The sequence below is a fragment of the Streptomyces rectiviolaceus genome, assembly GCF_039533825.1.
GTDB lineage: Bacteria > Actinomycetota > Actinomycetes > Streptomycetales > Streptomycetaceae > Streptomyces > Streptomyces rectiviolaceus.
Genome location: NZ_BAAAUG010000206.1, coordinates 1 through 16,050 on the forward strand (window position 1 = coordinate 1; position 16,050 = coordinate 16,050).

Sequence of the window (16,050 nt, forward strand, 5' to 3'; positions counted from 1 at the left end):
GGCTGCGCGGTGAGCACGCGGCCGTGATCGACGCCGTCGGCCCCCTGTACGTACAGGCGCGCGACCTGGCCGCGACGCCGTACCGCGCGGAGCTCGGCCACTGGCTCACCAGGGCGGGCCACCCCGTCCCCGCGGACGACTCGGACCATCCGTACGCCCTGCAGTCGGCCGGACGGTGGCGTCAGGCCGCCGAGGCCTGGCGGGCGGCGGGCTGCCCCTACGAGTTCGCCGCCGCCCTCGCCCAGAGCCCGGACCCGGCGGACCAGCTCGCCGCGCTCGCCGTTCTCGACGCGCTGGGCGCCGAACCCCTGGCCCGGATCGTCCGGACCGAACTGCGAGCCCTCGGCGTCGCCCGGATCCCGCGCGGCCCGCACGCGGCGACGCGCCGCAACCCGGCGGGCCTCACCGGCCGCCAGCTCCAGGTCGGGCGGCTCCTCGCGGAGGGCCTGACCAACATCGAGATCGCAGGGCGGCTCTTCCTGTCCGTACGCACGGTCGACAACCACGTCCGCGCGGTCCTGGAGAAGCTCGGCGCCCGCACCCGGCGCGACGTCGCCGCCCGCGCCGCACGGCTGGGGATGGAATTCGGCCGCGAAAAGTAGGCAACGGCCGGACGTGAGCTGGGTGGCGGACACGGATATCGGTGCGGCGCGGGCGGGACTAGAACGGGCTGATCGGATGCACCGATCCAACGGGGGAGTACATGTCCATCACGCCCGCACAGGCAGCACGCAGCGAACTGGCCGGATTCAAAGGGGAGTTGAAGGGCCCGGACGACGACGGGTACGACGAGGCGCGCGCCGTCTACAACGCGATGGCCGACAAGCGCCCCGCGCTCGTCGCCCGGTGCGCCGACGCCGACGACGTGTCACGCGTCATCGGCTTCGCCCGCGCGCACGGCCTGCCGCTCGCGGTCCGCGGCGGCGGCCACCACGGAGCGGGCCTCGGCACCGTCGAAGGCGGCGTGGTCGCCGACCTCTCGCCGCTCAAGACGATCGAGGTCGACGCGCCGGCCCGCACGGTACGGGTCGGCGGCGGCTGCGTCTGGAGCGAGGTGGACCGCGCCACGCACGAGCACGGCCTCGCCACGCCGAGCGGCATCATCTCGTCGACCGGCGTCGGCGGCCTCACCCTCGGCGGCGGTCTCGGCCACCTCACCCGCAGGTTCGGGCTGAGCGTCGACAACGTCCTGGAGGCCGACCTCGTCCTGTCCGACGGCCGTCAGGTCCGGGCGAGCGCCGACGAGAACGCCGACCTCTACTGGGCGATCCGCGGGGGCGGCGGCAACTTCGGCGTCGTCACCTCCTTCCTCTTCCGGCTGCACGAGCTGAGCACGGTCGTCGCGGGCCCCACCTTCTGGCCCGCCGAACAGGGCGCCGAAGTCCTCGCCGCCTACCGCGACTTCCTGCCCCGGGCACCCCGCGAGGTGAACGGCTTCTTCATGTACGGCACCGTGCCCCCGGCCCCGCCCTTCCCCGAGAGCCTCCATCTGCGCAAGGTCTGCGGCGTCGTCTGGTGCCACACCGCCGAGGACCCCGAAGCGGCGGCCCACCACATGGCCCCGCTGCTCGACGCGCTGCCCGACCCGCTCCTGCACGCCGTGTCGCCGATGCCGCACCCCGTGCTCCAGTCCATGTTCGACGGGCTCTACCCGCCCGGCGACCAGTGGTACTGGCGCGCGGACTTCGTCGACGAGATCCCGGACGACGCCGTCGCCCTGCACGCCAAGTTCGGCCCCGAGGTGCCGACCATGAAGTCGACGATGCACCTGTACCCCATCGACGGCGCGGCTCATGATCACAGCTCCACGGACACCGCCTGGAGCTACCGCGGCGCCCGCTGGGCCTGCGTCTACGCGGGAGTGGACGCAGACCCGTCCAACACCGACCTCATCAAGCGCTGGACCGTCGACTACTTCGACGCACTGCACCCGTACTCGGCGGGCGGCGCCTACGTGAACATGATGATGGACGAGGGGCAGGAACGCGTACGGGCCAGCTATCGGGACAACTACGCACGCCTGGCCCGCGTCAAGGCCGCCTACGACCCGGACAACGTCTTCCGCCTCAACCAGAACATCGAGCCGGACCCGCGCGGGCCCGCGTAACCCCGGCGGCCCGCCCGGCTCGCCACCGGGCGGCGGGCGCCGTAGCGTGGCGGCCATGTGCTGGAGCGCGACGGCCGATCTCGTGGCGGGTGTGGGCGTCGCCGCCGTAGGAGTCGCGTGTGTGACCCGTGCGGTCCGCGGGGGCCGCACGCGCGACCTGCCGCTCGCGGCGCTCCCGCTGCTGCTCGGCGCCCACCAGATCATCGAGTCCGAGGTCTGGCGGAGCGACGGCGGCACACTCCCCGCCACCGTCGCCTCGGCCGACGGCGCCCTGCCGCTGCTCGCCCTGTACATGCCCGTGGCGGTGCTGTGCGCGGCGCCGCCGAGCGCCCGCCGCCGCCTGCTGACCCCGCTCGCATCGGGCATCGCGACGGCGGCGGCGCTCTCCTACCACCTGGTGACCGGCACCGTGACGGCCGAGATTCGCGGCCACACGGTCGGGTACAGCCTCAGCCTGCCCCAGCCCGAGCTGATCGTCGCCGGATACCTCATCGCCACCGTCGGCTCCCTGCTCCTCTCCGGCGACCGCGGCCTGGTCCTCTTCGGGGGCCTGGTCGCGGTCGGGGCGGCGGTGAGCGTGGTGCTGTGGCGGCGGGAGTACATCTCGACGTGGTGCGCGTTCGCGGCGGTGTGCTCGGTGGTCCTGTACTTCTGGGTCAGAAGGCGTTCTCGTCCAGCTCGAGAGCGGTCCGGTCCAGGCTCTCAAGAAGCGTGAACTGGGCCTCCGTCTTGGGCAGTTCGTGCCGGAAGAAGTAACGGCAAGCACCGCGCTTGCCCTCGTGGAAGTCCTCGGTGCCGGACGCCGCCGCGAGCAGCTGCTCCAGCCACATCCAGGCGACGGCGACATGCCCGACCGCTTCGAGGTAGACACTCGCGTTGGCGAGGGCCGTCCGCGGGTCACCGGTCGACCAGAGCCGCTGGGTCACGTCCACCGCACGCGCCATGGACGCGTCGAGCGCACGCCCGTACCCGGCCGCGGAACCACCCGCCGCGGCGGCACGGGCGGTCGTCCGCGTGATCCGCTCGACGAGCAGCCGCAGCCCGGCGCCGCCGTCCATGACGACCTTGCGGCCGAGCAGATCGAGGCCGTGGATGCCGTGCGTGCCCTCGTGAATGGGGTTGAGGCGGTTGTCGCGGTAGAACTGCTCGACGTTGTACTCGCGCGTGTAGCCGTAGCCCCCGTGCACCTGGATCGCCAGGTTGTTGGCCTCGAGGCACCACTGCGAGGGCCAGCTCTTGGCGATGGGCGTGAGCACGTCGAGCAACAGCTTGGCCTCGTCGCGCGCCTGCGCCGACGCACCGGTGTTCTGCTCGTCGAGCAGCCGCCCGCAGTACAGGTTGAGCGCCAACGCGCCCTCCACGTACGCCTTCTGGGCGAGGAGCATCCGGCGTACGTCGGCGTGCTCGATGATCGGGACCTGCGGCGACGCCGGGTTCTTGTCGGCGAGCGGTCGCCCCTGCGGGCGGGTGCGCGCGTAGTCCAGGGCGTGCAGATAGCCGGTGTAGCCGAGCGCGGTGGCTCCGAGGCCCACGCCGATCCGGGCCTCGTTCATCATGTGGAACATGTACGCGAGGCCGTGGTTCGCCTCCCCGATGAGGTGGCCGACCGCGCCGGGCTCACCGCCGGGACGGTGGGCGCCCTCGCCGAAGTTCAGCAGGGTGTTCGTGGTGCCCCGGTAGCCCATCTTGTGGTTGAGGCCCGCGAGCACGACGTCATTGCGCTCGCCGAGCGCCCCGTCGTCGCCGACCAGGACCTTGGGCACGATGAACAGCGAGAGCCCCTTCACGCCGGGCGGGCCGCCGGGGATGCGCGCGAGCACCAGATGCACGATGTTCTCGGACAGCTCGTGCTCGCCGCCGGAGATCCACATCTTGTTCCCGAAGAGGCGGTACGTCCCGTCGTCGCGCGCCTCGGCCCGCGTCCGCACATCGGCGAGTGACGAACCGGCCTGCGGCTCCGACAGACACATCGTCCCCAGGAAGCGGCCCTCCACCATGGGGCGCACGAAGGTCTCGATCTGCTCCTTCGACGCGTGCGCGAGGAGCAGGTTGGCGTTGCCCATGGTCAGGAAGGGATACGCGGCCGTGCCGACGTTCGCCGCCTGGAACCACGCGAAGCAGGCCTGCGCCACCACGGCGGGCAGCTGTCCGCCGCCGATCTCGTGATCCATGGCGCTCGCCAGGAGCCCTGAGTCACCGAAGACCCGCAGCGCCTCCTTGACCTCGGGGATGACGTGCACCTTCTCCCCGTCGAAGGTGGGCTCCTGGGCGTCGTTCTTCTTGTTGTGCGGGGCGAAGTGCCGCGTGGCGATCTGCTCGCTCAGCTCCAGTGCGGCGTCGAAGGTCTCGCGGGAGTGGTCCGCGTACCGTTCCCGGCCGGTGAGCGCGGGCACGTCGAGCCACTCGTACAGCAGGAAGTCGAGATCGCGGCGGGAAAGGAGCAGGGATGCCATGCGGATTCTCCATGCGGTGACGGCGGTACCGATCCCGGGGCAGGGAGCCCCGCACACCCGATACTAAGCGGTCGCTTATGGTGTTTGTCGAGAGTGGCCCCGAGTGGGACTTCCCACCGGCGGGTCAGTCCCGCGCGGCGGCCTCGAACGTCGCCGCGTGAACCGCCTCGAACAGCGCCGTCACGTCCTGCCCGGTGAGCCCCGCCGAGCGTGCCTCGCGCATCCACTCCGTCAGCGCGGCCTGCAGCGGAGAGTCCGGTCCTGCCTGGGGGCGCGCGAGGGAGCGGGTGATGAACGTGCCGGCTCCCTGGCGGACCTCGGCGAGCCCGGCGCGCTCCAGCTCGCGGTACGCCTTCAGCGTCGTGTTCGGATTGACCTTGGTGGCCGCCGCGACCTGGGCCGCGGTCGGCAGCCGGTCGCCCTCCACCAGGGCGCCCATGCGCAGGGCCTGTTCGACCTGCCGCACGATCTGGAGGTACGTGGCCACGCCGCTGCGCCGGTCGATGCGGAATTCGACCACTGTCCCCACTCTCTGCTCGTTTGCGGACACTTTACGTACCTGCGCTCCTCGCTCGCGCTAGAGGGGCCGCCGAGTCGACCACCACAGGACGAAGACCGCCACGGCGGCGGTGGCGCCGAGCAGCAGGGCGGCGCCGGTCCACTGCATGCCCGGCATCTGGTCGTAGCCGAAGTACTCGACCACGTTGTCGACGATGCCGTGCTCCTTGATGCAGGCGTTGGTGGCCTTCTCGGTCGGCTCGGCGCAGGTGCCCCACCCGAAGAGCTGACCGTCCGCGGTACCGATCCAGCGGTCCGACTCCACCACCGAGCTGCTGTTGACGATGGCCGGCGTGTCGGTGTTCAGCGGCCATGTGATCAGGCGCGGGGTGGCGAGACGGTCCCGGAACATGTCCCAGGCCACCTGGACGGCCACGGAGAAGAAGAAGGTGGCCAGCATGGCGGGCAGCACCCTGCGCAGCAGCATGCCGATCGCGATGCCGCTGGTGGTGAGGAAGAGGGAGAGCGCCGTCAGCATGGGGCCCGTGTTGTCGAAGACCGAGCCCGAGAGCCATTCCGAGAGGAGGAGATCGCGGTAAGGCTCCCACCACCAGAAGAACAGCGTGGCGAGTACGGCGGTGGAGACCAGGACGAGCGACAGGCACCAGACCAGCTTGGCCGCGAGCCAGCGGCGGCGCGGCACCGACTGCGTGGTGACAAGCTGCGCGGTGCCGTGTTCCTGGTCGCTCGCGATCAGCGGGGCTCCGAGGAAGACAGCGAGGATGACGGGCAGGGCACCCAGCGCCTCGGCGATGTACTGGTAACTCTGCGGGGCCGACTCCAGGTTGACGTCCTTGCCCGGCCAGCCGAGCCGGGCGAGCATGTCGGCCATCTCGCCGCGTTCGTGGACGATCGCGGCCGCGCCGAGCACGACCAGGGCGACGATGATCCACGTAGTGGTGCGGTGCTGGCGCACGACGAGCCAGGTGAGCCCGTGCAGCAGGCCGGGCTTCTTGGCGGACTGCCCGGTGCGCGGCTCTTCGGTGAGGGTGGTGCTCATGCGGCGGTCATTCCTTCGGCCTCGATGCGGGCGTCCTGGGTGAACAGCGGCTCCACGTCCGGTGAGCGGAGGTAGGCGAGCAGGACTTCCTCCAGACTCGGCTCGGAGACCTCCCAGTCCGGGGCCAGCGGGCCGCCGGGGCGCAGGAGGGCACGGAACTGGCGCCCCTGGACGCGGAATTCGACCACCGTGTGCGGCGTGAGGTCCGCGGGCGGGGTGCCGTCGGGGGCGAGTCCGGTCACCAGGGCGTGGGCCGGGACGAGTTCATCGGTGTCGCCGGCCATCCGGAGGCGGCCGTCCGCGACGACCAGGAGGTAGTCGCACATGTCCTCGAGCTCGGCCAGCATGTGGGAGGACATCACCACCGTCGTGCCGCGCTCGACGGCCTCGGACATCAGCAGGGAGCCCATCTCGTCCCGGGCCAGCGGGTCGAGGTCGGCCATCGGCTCGTCGAGCAGCAGCAGATCGGGCCGCTTGCCGAAGGCGAGCGCGAAGGCGACGCGGGTGCGCTGACCGCCGGAGAGCGTGCCGACCTTCGCGTCCATCGGGACATTGCCGGAGCGCACGATCCGCTCGGCGGCGGCCATGTCCCAGCCGGGGTTGAGCTCGCTGCCCATGCGCAGCGTCTCGGCCACGGTGAACCGCTTGAACAGCGGCTTGTCCTGCGAGAGGAACGCGTAGCGGGGCATCGCGGCCGGATCGTCCACCGGCACCCCGAAGACGCGCAGTTCGCCCTCGGTGGGGGTCACCAGGCGGGTGGCGAGCCCCAACAGGGTGCTCTTTCCCGCGCCGTTGGGGCCGACGAGACCGCAGATCCGCCCTGCGGGCAGCCGGAAGGAGCAGTCACGCAGCGCCCAGCCGCGGCGATAGCGCTTGCCCAGGCCGCGGGCCTCGAGCGCGGGCGCGCTCAGGGCTCCTGCGGCCTCGGTGGGGTCGGCAAGGGTCATGTCCACGCGCGCCTCTCTCGATTCCATTAAACAATTAATGGAATCATGATCTGCGCGGCGCGGACCTGTCAAACCGCCGACGGTTGCGCTCCAGCCACTACTTGGCGTTCCGCCCCGTCCAGCCCCTGGACCAGTTCGTCTCGCGGAGGGTGGAGCTCGGAGATCTGACGGTCGACGGGCAGCTGGTCTGAGCTACGGCTGCGGCGCCGACTTCGTCGGTGTCGTGGACTCGCGCTGGTGCGGGATCAGGCCCGGCGGCAGCTCCCCCTGCTGCACGTGCACCGTCCTGACCGGCGAGGGCACCCGGATGCCCTCGGCGCGGTAGCGCTGGTGGAGCTGCTTGATGAACTCGTGCTTGATGCGGTACTGGTCGCTGAACTCGCCGACGCCCAGGATCACGGTGAAGCTGATCCTGGAGTCGCCGAACGTGTGGAAGCGCACGGCCGGTTCGTGGTCGGGCATGGCGCCGTCGACGTCCTTCATGACGTTCTCCACGACCTCGGTCGTGACGCGCTCGACCTGTTCCAGGTCGCTGTCGTAGCTGACCCCGACCTGGACCATGATCGACAGGTCCTGCTCGGGGCGGCTGAAGTTGGTCATGTTCGTGCCCGCGAGCTGGGCGTTGGGGATGATGACGAGGTTGTTCGACAGCTGACGCACCACCGTGTTGCGCCAGTTGATGTCGACGACATAGCCCTCCTCGCCGCTGCTGAGCTTGATGTAGTCGCCCGGCTGCACCGTCTTCGCGGCGAGGATGTGTACGCCCGCGAAGAGGTTGGCCAGGGTGTCCTGCAAGGCCAGCGCCACCGCGAGTCCGCCCACGCCGAGGGCTGTGAGCAGCGGGGCGATGGAGACGCCGAGCGTCTGCAGGACGACGAGGAAGCCCATCGCGAGCACGACGACGCGGGTGATGTTGACGAAGATCGTCGCCGAGCCCGCGACCCCCGAACGGGACTGCGCGAGGGACTTCACCAGGGTGGTGACCACGCGGGCCGCCGTCAGCGTCGCGGCGAGGACGAGCAGGGCGGTCAGCGTCATCGTGACGTTGCGGCCGGTCCTGGGGGTGAGCGGGAGGGCGGCGGCGGCGACGGCCGCGCCCGCGGTTATCGCCGCGCAGGGGACCAGGGTGCGCACGGCGTCGACGATGACGTCATCGCCGCTCCACCGGGTCCTGCTGGCCCGTTCGCCCAGCCACCGCAGGATCATGCGCAGCAGCAGACCCGCCGCGATGCCGGCGGCCACCGCGATACCGGCGGTGATCAGGTCGTGCCATGTGAGGGCTCGCTCCATCAGTTCATTCTCCAGGTTGTGCGGGCACACCGGACATATGTTCGTGGTCCGGCGCGACCGTCATCCTGCCCCATGGGTACGGCGCCGTTGCCGGGGGCTGGTGCCAAGGCTGCCGTCAACTCGCCGGGCGCAGGGCGATATCAGACATCCCGCGCCGAACCATCTGACTTCAGGTCAGCTCCATGGCGTCGCTCTCCACACCCCGTCACCGGCTACGGCTTGCGCGCCACCCCCGCGTACAGCGGCACCGGCGTGCCGTTCCTGACCTCGTCGACGCCGAGCTCCGGATGCCAGTCCGGCAGCCAGGCGACACCGGGGTCGAGCAGCTCCATGCCCTCGAAGAACCGCTCCACCTCGGCCCGCGCGCGTGGCACGAGCGTGACGCCGCCCGCCTTGTACATCTCCACCGCCTGCCGCGTCCGCTCCGGATCGAAGTCACCCGCCATCTGCGACAGGACCAGATGACTGCCCGGCGCGAGAGCCCCCACGAGCCGCTCCACGACGTCGTAGGCCCCGTCGTCGTCGCTGATGAAATGCAGCAGCGCGATCAGCGAGAGGGCGATCGGCTGCGTGAAGTCCAGTACGCCCTCGGCCTGTTCGAGGATCTTGTCCGGCTCGCGCGCGTCCACCTGGAGGAACTCCGTCGCCCCCTCGGGCGTCCCCCGCAGCAGCGCCTCCGCGTGCGCGAGGACGATCGGATCGTTGTCCACGTACACGACGCGCGCCTCGGGGGCCGCCGACTGGGCGATGCGGTGGAGGTTCGGCTCGGTGGGGATCCCCGTGCCGATGTCCAGGAACTGGCGTATCCCGTCCTCTCCCGCGAGCCGGCGCGTGGCGCGCTGCATGAACCAACGGTTGTGCTGCGCGCAGTACTTCGTCTGCGGTTCGAGCGACACGATCCGCAGCCCGAGCTCCTCGTCCACCGGGTAGTTGTCCTTGCCGCCAAGGAACCAGTCGTAGACCCGGGCGGGGTGCGGCCTGCTGGTGTCGATCGGGTGGGTCGCGGGCGGCGGGATCGCGGACATGCGTCAACTCCCAGTGGAATGGCGGGCGTTCAGACGGACTTCGCGTACGTCCGGTCATCGTGCCCGCTCATCCCACCGGGCTCAAGCACCGCTCGGGTCCCGCAGCAGGCTGCCCGCGCCCGGCACATGCGGCGGCAGGCCCAGCTCGGTCAGGACGCGGTACGCCGTCGCGGTGGCCGCCGAAAGGACGGGCAGGCCCGCGGCGTCCTCCACCGCCTGGATCGACGCCAGCGAAGGCATCTGCACACACGCCGAGAGGACGAGCGCGTCGGCGCGGCCCAGGTCCACGCGCCGCCAGTGCTCGCGCAGGTCGGCGGGGTCGAGCCGGGCGACCGCCAGATTGTCCGGCACCTCCAGGCTGAGCGCGTCCACGACCTCGATCCCGGTGTCCTCGATGTAGTCGGCGACCATCCGCGTGAGCGGCTTCATGTACGGGGTGATGATCGCGACCCGTGCGGCGCCGAGCGCCTTGATGCCGTCGAGCAGGGCGCCCGCGCTGGAGATCACCGGCGCCTGCGCGCCCTCGGAGCGCAGGGCGGCGGTGATCTCGTCCTCCGCCGTGCAGTGATGGCCCGGACCCTGCGCCATGATCGCCACGAGGCAGGCGGTGGCGACCACAACGGGCCTGGCGTCGGCGAGTTCGAGCGCGGCGCGCTCGGTCTGCGCGTTCATGGCCTTCAGCTGCTCGGGCGTCACGTGCTTCATGCGCATCCGGCTGCTGTGGAAGACGAACCGATCCTGCGGTGCCACGGCCTCGCGGTCGCGCAGCATGCGCGGCAGCTCCGTCTCCATCGTCAGGTTCGAGCTGGGCACGATCATGCCGATGTGGTGGTCGGTCGCTGTCGTCGCGGTCACTGCCACGGGATCCTCCGGATGTTCTCGTACGGCTGCCTGTACGGCTGCCCGTACGGCTATGAGTCCTCGGTCAGCCCCTCCCAGTGATCGGCGAGGGACGTGAGGAGATGCATGACCTCTTCGCGCCGCTCGGCGCCGAACGGCTCCAGGAGCCGCTCGTCGAGCTCGCGTGCGCGACGGTTGGAGTCGTGGAGGGTGCGCTCACCCTCCTCGGTCAGATAGAGCAGCTTGCGGCGGCCGTCGTCGGCGGCCGTCCTGCGCAGGATCAGGCCCCGGTTCTCCAGGCGCCGCGCCACGTCCGCCATCGTCGACGTGTCAAGGGCCACCGCCGAAGCCATCGACCGCTGGTCGTGGCCGGGCGATGCGTCCACGGCCTGCAGCACGGCGAACTGCGGTCCGGTGAGCGTCGGGTCCACGGCGCGGATCCAGACCGCGAGATACGCCTGGTACAGGCGCCTGACCTGGTATCCGGGTGCGGCCGTGAGGGCGGCGGGCGGCCCGGGCCGTCCTGACGCCGTGGCCGTCGTAGCCGTCGTAGGCGTCGTAGGCGTCGTGGTGGAGGTTTCGTCAGCCATGGGGCCCACTTAAGCACGGTGGTTGACCGGTTCAGACGATCAGGTCAGCATCGGGCGCACCGCCTCGCGCAGGGCGGAAAGGGCCGCGTGGCCGCTGTCCCAGAACAGCATGTGACCCGCGTCCGGGATGGAGGCGACGACGGCCGACGGGTGCGCCCGCGCGGCCTCGGCGGCGCCCGCCGCGGTGACCACGGGGCTGTCCGCGCCGTACAGGAGTGCCGTGGGCCCCGGCACGGAGGGCCACCAGGAGAAGAAGTCCTCGCTCTCGAAGCCGCGGTGCGTGGCCGCGATCGCCTCCGCGTCGCAGCTCGCGAGCCAGCGGGCCCGCAGCTCCTGCTCCCGGCGCGGCCAGCGCGGCCAGGAGAGGGCCACCTCGTCCGCGTCGGTGCCGCGCCGGGCCTGCGCCAGTTGGTCCAGGAAGGCCTCCAGAGGCGTCGGATAGGTCCCGCGTCCGGGCCCGCTCATCGGCGGGTCCCCGAGCACCGTGCCGCGCAGCACCACCTTGCCGCGGACCGCCGTCACCGCGGCGATGCGCGCGCCCATGGAGTGCCCGAACAGGACGGGGCGGTCCAGGCCGAGCCCCGTGACGACGGCTTCGACGTCCTCCGCGTACTCCTCGAGGGAGTAGGAGCCGCCGCCGTCGGAGAGCCCGCGCCCCCGCACGTCAAGGACCAGCGGGCGTACGGTATCGGTCAGTTCACGCGCCACGAAGTCCATCGTGACGGCGGGGCTCGTGATGCCCGGCAGGACCAGGAGCGGGGTGCCGGGGCCGCCGTAGTCGAGGACGTGCAGCCGCGCGGCGCCCGAGCGGACCCAGCGGCTGGTCGCGGGGATGTCGGCCAGGTCGGCGAGTGCGGACTGCGGCAGGCAGCGGTCGGGCGGGGTCATGCGTTCCTCCCGGAGAGGGCTTCGAGGTAGGCGGTCGCTTCCTTGAGGTCGATGACGTCGCCGTACTTGGCCTGGATGTCGAAGAGGCTCGCCTCATGGGGTCCGGCGGCACGGTCGCCGACGCAGGCGCGCGGCACGAGCACCGAGAACCCGCTCTGCACGGCGTCGACCGCCGTCGCCCGCACGCAGCCGCTCGTGGTCGCCCCGCACACCAGGACCGTGTCGCAGCCGAGACCGGTGAGCAGGGCGGCGAGCGAGGTCCCGAAGAAGGCCGACGCGCCCTTCTTGACGACCATCAAGTCCTGCGGCTCTCGCGGCAGCCGGGGGTCGAGTGCGACCTCGTCGCCGCCCTCGACCAGGGACCGCATGCCCTGCGCCTTGTGCAGCCAGGTGACGGCGTCGCCCGTCGCCTCGGCGGGTGTGTAGGAGATCGCGGTGAAGATGACGGGCACGTCGGCAGGACGCCCGCTCGCGATCAACCCGCCGACCGCGCCCACCACTTCGGTCAGATCCGCGCCCGAGGGAAAGCCTTCCTCGGTGAAGCCGCGCGTGAGGTCGACGACCAGGATCGCGGGGCGGCTGCCCCTGCGCACGGGGGCGCCGAACCCGGCGCGTTCGTAGGTACGTTCCGTCTCATGGCCGTAGTTCACGAAGCCCTCCTCGGCGTGCGCAGGGCCCGCAGCTCCCGCGCCTGAGCGCCGAGCCGGCCAAGCAGCCAGCCCTCGAGGAGACCGAAGGCGAAGGCGCCCGCGACGAGGCCGTACTTGGCGGCGGCCGGTCCGAGCAGCATGGAGAGGCCGTCGAGTTCGGCCTCGGCGGGCGCCGCGGGGCGGGCGGCTCGTGGAGCCGCCGAGGGCAGCCCGGAAGAAGGAGCGGCCGGGGTCCGCTCCTGGTCCAGCAGGCTCCCCAGGTTCTGCGCGAACTGCTGCAGGATCCGGTCGGACACCGTCGCGATGGCGCCCTTGCCGAACTGTGCGATCTTGCCGCGTATCACCAGATCCGTGGAGAGTTGGAGCAGTGCGCCCTCGGCCGCCGCGAGCACTTCGAGCGCGACCTCGGCCTCCGCGTCACCGCTCCCGTGGGTGTCGGCCCCGCGCGCCTGGACCCGGAGCCGCCGCCCTCGCGGGTCGACCTCCAGGAAGCGGACCGTACCGGCGTAGGCGGCGCTGATCGGGCCGACCTTGATCTTCACGGAGCCCTGCCAGGAGTCTCCTTCGCGCCCGTCGAGTGCGGCGCCCGGCATGCACGAGGCGACCCGCTCGACGTCGTTCATCAGGGCGAAGACCTCGTCCGGCGAGGCCTTGACCGGGACCGAGTTGGTGAGCTGCATCAGAACTCCTTGGGGCAGCGCCGGGCGACGGCGCATCCGTCGATCGCCTCGACGATGGTCTGGTAGCCGGTGCACCGGCAGAGGTTGGAGGCGACGACCTCCCGGATCTCGTCCTTGGTCGCCTCGGGCCGCTCGGCGAGGAAACCCTCGGCGAGCATCAGGAAGCCGGGGGTGCAGAAGCCGCACTGCAGGCCGTGGTGCTCGCTGAACGACCGTTGCAAATCGCTCAGTTCGGGCCCGTCCGACAGTGACTCGACGGTACGGATCCGGGCGCCCTCGGCCTGCGCCGCGAACATCAGGCACGCGCGCGCGGGCCGGTCGTCGACCAGCACCGTGCAGGCGCCGCAGATGCCGTGCTCGCAGCCGACGTGGGTGCCGGTCAGGCGCAGATCGTGCCGGAGCACGTCGACCAGGGTGCGGCGGGGTTCGGTGATCACTTCGTGCTGTTCGCCGTTGACGTCGAGGGTGAGCAGCAGGACATCGGTGGCGTTGCCGGTTTCGGTCATGAGGAGAGCTCCAGGTTCAGGGCGCGGTGCACCGTCTCCGGGGTGATGGGGGTGTGGTCGAGCTCGACGCCCGTGGGACGCAGGGCGTCATTGACGGCGTTGAGCACGGCGGCCGGCGCCCCGATGGTGCCGCCCTCGCCCGCGCCCTTCGCGCCGGTCTCGGTGAAGGCGCACGGCGTCTGAAGATGGTGGATCAGCACGTCGGGGATCTCGTGGGCGGTGGGCACCTTGTAGTCCATGAAGCTGGTCGCCGACGGCTCGCCCTGGGCGTCGTACGTCACCTGCTCGAAGAGCGCGCCCGCGATGCCCTGCGCGATGCCGCCCCGGCACTGCCCCTCCACGACCTGCGGGTTGATCGCCACACCGCAGTCCTCGACGCAGACGTACCGCAGGATCTCCACCTGCCCGGTGCCTTCGTGGAGTTCGACGACGACTCCGTGGGTGGCGTTCGAGAAGGTGCCGTCGTTGAAGACGTCGAAGGTGGCGGTGGCGGTGAGCCCCGGCTCGATGTCCTTGGGCAGCAAGTGCGCCTGGAGATAGGCGACATCGGCCAGTTCCTCGTAAGTCAGGCTCGCGCCGTCGCGCCGCCGCACGCCGCCTCCCGCGAGTTCCACGTCCTCGGGGCCGACCTCCCACCGCGCCGCCGCGATCCGGCACAGCTTCTCGCCGAGTTTCGCCGCCGCGAGCCGCACCGCGCTGCCGCCCACCGTGATGGAGCGGCTCGCGAAGGTACCCCAGCCGTAGGTGATGCGTTCGGTGTCGCCCTGATGGAGCTTCACCTTGCCGATGTCCAGGCCCAGTTCGTCGGCGACGATCTGCGCCATCGTCGTCTCGTGGCTCTGCCCGTGGCTCATCGTGCCGGTGGTGACGGTCACCGCGCCGCTGGTGTCCATCCGGACCTCGGAGATGTCGAAGCCGGGGACGACCCGCATCTTGCGCTGCGCGAAGGCCGCGGAGCCGTACCCGGTGCGCTCGCTGAAGCAGGAGTAGCCGATGCCGATGTGCCGCCCCTGCGCTGCCGCCGCCGACCGTTTCTCGTACCAGCCCTCGTCCTTGACGAGCCGCTCGCACAGGTTCAGCGACTCCAGATAGGAGCCCGGGTCGTACGTGATGTTGTTGACGCCCGTGTACGGGAACTCGGTGATGACGTTGCGGCGGCGGATCTCGACGGCGTCCAGGCCCAGTTCACGGGCCGCCCGCTCGAAGAGCCGCTCCACCACCATCACGTACTGCGGACGGCTCACCCCCCGATAGGGCGCGGTGGGCGCCTTGTTGGTGGTGACCGCCCGGCCGCGCACCCGGTAGGCGGGCACCTTGTAGACACCGGGCATCTCCGCCGACGCCATCAGCGGCTCGATGCCCGCCGTGAACGGATAACAGGAGTAGGCCCCCATGTCGCACACCACATCGGCGTCGATGCCCAGGATCCTGCCCTCCTCGTCGAAGGCGGCGCGCACGTCGTAGTGCTGCTCCCGGGCGAGGAAGGAGGCGGACAGGGCATCCTTGCGGTCCTCGATCCACTTCACCGGCCTGCGCAGCCGCAGCACGGCAGCAGCAGCGGCGATCTCCTCGCGCCCGACGACGCACTTCTGTCCGAAGCCGCCGCCCATGTCGGGCACCACGACCCGCACCGCCCGCTCGTCCAGGCGCAGACAACCGGCCGCCACCGTCCGCACCTGGTGCGGGACTTGGGTGCAGGTCTGCAGGACGAGCTGCTCCTCGCGGTCGTCCCAGTGGGCGACGACACCGCGTGTCTCCAGCGGAAGGGCGTTCTGCCGCCCGGTCCGTGACTCGACGTGGACGACGTGGGCGGCGGCGTCGAAGACCTCGTCGATGCCGTCCGTGGCGAAGAGCGAGACGTTCACGAGGGTGTTGCGCGCGGCCTCCTCATGGACGAGAGGCGCGCCGGGCGCGAGGGCGGCCTCCTCGGAGGTGACCGGCACAAGGGGCGCGTAACTGACCTTGGCCGCCTCCAGTCCGTCCTCGACGGCGTACGCGTCCCGCGCCACGACGATCGCGACGGGCTCCCCGACATAGCGGACCCTTCGGCGGGCCAGGACGGGCATCGCGGTCGGCACGAACTCTGAAAGGGGCCGCCCCAGTTGGGCGGTGATGTCGGTCAGCTCCAGGTCGTCGGCCGTGAACGCCGCGACGACGCCCGGCACGTCACGTACCGCCGTCAGGTCGACCGACGTGATCTCGCCGTGCGCGACCGTGCTGCGCACGAACTGGGCGTGCAGCATGCCCGGCAGCGCGATGTCGTCGACGAACCGGCCACGCCCGGTGAGAAGCCGTGGATCTTCGCGCCGGGAAACGGACGTCCCGACCAACTGACCTTCCTTCACTGGCTCGTTCATCGGGCCATCGCCTCCTCACAGGCACGCAGGACCAGCGTGCGGACGAGCTGCTTGCGGTAGTGCGTGCTGCCGGACGCGTCGGTCGGCGGTTCGACGGCAGCGGCCGCCGCGTCCGCGCACTCGGCGAAGGAGCCGCCGCCCGCGAGGACCGCGTCCTTG

Annotated in this window: 16 protein-coding genes and 1 pseudogene; 3 read left to right on the top strand and 14 right to left on the bottom strand. The window is 71.1% G+C overall.

The annotated features are described in order from the left end of the window. The 3 genes from ABD378_RS40770 to ABD378_RS40780 all read left to right on the top strand — a co-directional run. The coding region (locus ABD378_RS40770) for a helix-turn-helix transcriptional regulator (RefSeq protein ID WP_344529939.1) at positions 1 to 602 on the top strand (602 nt) is incomplete at its 5' end. 101 nt (positions 603 to 703) lie between these two features. Further along, complete coding sequence (locus ABD378_RS40775; protein ID WP_344529941.1) at positions 704 to 2,107, top strand: FAD-binding oxidoreductase; 1,404 nt, start codon at positions 704 to 706, stop codon at positions 2,105 to 2,107. Between the two features lie 55 nt (positions 2,108 to 2,162). Next, complete coding sequence (locus ABD378_RS40780) at positions 2,163 to 2,822, top strand: DUF6629 family protein (RefSeq protein WP_344529943.1); 660 nt, start codon at positions 2,163 to 2,165, stop codon at positions 2,820 to 2,822. On the opposite strand, the gene ABD378_RS40785 is transcribed toward ABD378_RS40780, so the two are convergent. The 14 genes and pseudogenes from ABD378_RS40785 to ABD378_RS40850 all read right to left on the bottom strand — a co-directional run. After that, positions 2,764 to 4,560 (bottom strand): acyl-CoA dehydrogenase, encoded by a 1,797-nt coding sequence (locus tag ABD378_RS40785; RefSeq protein WP_344529945.1) that lies wholly within the window; start codon positions 4,558 to 4,560, stop codon positions 2,764 to 2,766. The two genes, ABD378_RS40780 and ABD378_RS40785, sit on opposite strands and share 59 nt — an antisense overlap. Before the next feature lie 124 nt (positions 4,561 to 4,684). Beyond that, entirely contained in the window at positions 4,685 to 5,089 is a 405-nt protein-coding gene (locus ABD378_RS40790) for a GntR family transcriptional regulator (RefSeq protein ID WP_344529947.1), read from the bottom strand. 48 nt (positions 5,090 to 5,137) lie between these two features. Continuing rightward, positions 5,138 to 6,118 (bottom strand): ABC transporter permease, encoded by a 981-nt coding sequence (locus tag ABD378_RS40795; protein WP_344529949.1) that lies wholly within the window; start codon positions 6,116 to 6,118, stop codon positions 5,138 to 5,140. After that, complete coding sequence (locus ABD378_RS40800; RefSeq protein ID WP_344529967.1) at positions 6,115 to 7,065, bottom strand: ABC transporter ATP-binding protein; 951 nt, start codon at positions 7,063 to 7,065, stop codon at positions 6,115 to 6,117. The genes ABD378_RS40795 and ABD378_RS40800 overlap by 4 nt, the downstream gene beginning before the upstream one ends. Before the next feature lie 192 nt (positions 7,066 to 7,257). Then, positions 7,258 to 8,355 carry a mechanosensitive ion channel family protein gene (locus ABD378_RS40805; RefSeq protein WP_344529951.1) on the bottom strand — a complete coding sequence of 366 codons (1,098 nt, stop codon included), beginning with the start codon at positions 8,353 to 8,355 and terminating at the stop codon, positions 7,258 to 7,260. 212 nt (positions 8,356 to 8,567) lie between these two features. After that, positions 8,568 to 9,380, bottom strand: a complete 813-nt coding sequence (locus tag ABD378_RS40810; protein ID WP_344529953.1) for an SAM-dependent methyltransferase — start codon at positions 9,378 to 9,380, stop codon at positions 8,568 to 8,570. Between the two features lie 81 nt (positions 9,381 to 9,461). Further along, positions 9,462 to 10,199, bottom strand: coding sequence for a maleate cis-trans isomerase family protein (locus tag ABD378_RS40815; protein ID WP_344529969.1), 738 nt, complete (start codon positions 10,197 to 10,199; stop codon positions 9,462 to 9,464). A 92-nt stretch (positions 10,200 to 10,291) separates the two neighbouring features. Further along, positions 10,292 to 10,810, bottom strand: coding sequence for a MarR family winged helix-turn-helix transcriptional regulator (locus ABD378_RS40820; RefSeq protein WP_344529955.1), 519 nt, complete (start codon positions 10,808 to 10,810; stop codon positions 10,292 to 10,294). 39 nt (positions 10,811 to 10,849) lie between these two features. Then, positions 10,850 to 11,698: an alpha/beta fold hydrolase gene (locus ABD378_RS40825; RefSeq protein ID WP_344529957.1), complete on the bottom strand. Its 849-nt coding sequence runs from the start codon at positions 11,696 to 11,698 to the stop codon at positions 10,850 to 10,852. Further along, the gene (locus ABD378_RS40830) at positions 11,695 to 12,348 is read right to left on the bottom strand and encodes an isochorismatase family protein (protein WP_344529959.1); all 654 of its coding nucleotides are present in this window, start codon (positions 12,346 to 12,348) and stop codon (positions 11,695 to 11,697) included. Before ABD378_RS40830 ends, ABD378_RS40825 begins: the two co-directional genes overlap by 4 nt. After that, on the bottom strand, positions 12,345 to 13,028 hold the full coding sequence (locus ABD378_RS40835; protein ID WP_344529961.1) for an SRPBCC family protein: 684 nt from the start codon (positions 13,026 to 13,028) through the stop codon (positions 12,345 to 12,347). The genes ABD378_RS40830 and ABD378_RS40835 overlap by 4 nt, the downstream gene beginning before the upstream one ends. Beyond that, entirely contained in the window at positions 13,028 to 13,534 is a 507-nt protein-coding gene (locus tag ABD378_RS40840; protein ID WP_344529963.1) for a (2Fe-2S)-binding protein, read from the bottom strand. Before ABD378_RS40840 ends, ABD378_RS40835 begins: the two co-directional genes overlap by 1 nt. Beyond that, entirely contained in the window at positions 13,531 to 15,891 is a 2,361-nt protein-coding gene (locus ABD378_RS40845) for a xanthine dehydrogenase family protein molybdopterin-binding subunit (RefSeq protein ID WP_344529965.1), read from the bottom strand. The genes ABD378_RS40840 and ABD378_RS40845 overlap by 4 nt, the downstream gene beginning before the upstream one ends. After that, positions 15,888 to 16,050 (bottom strand): annotated as a pseudogene (locus tag ABD378_RS40850) (FAD binding domain-containing protein); the annotation flags it as partial. The pseudogene ABD378_RS40850 and the gene ABD378_RS40845, both read right to left, overlap by 4 nt.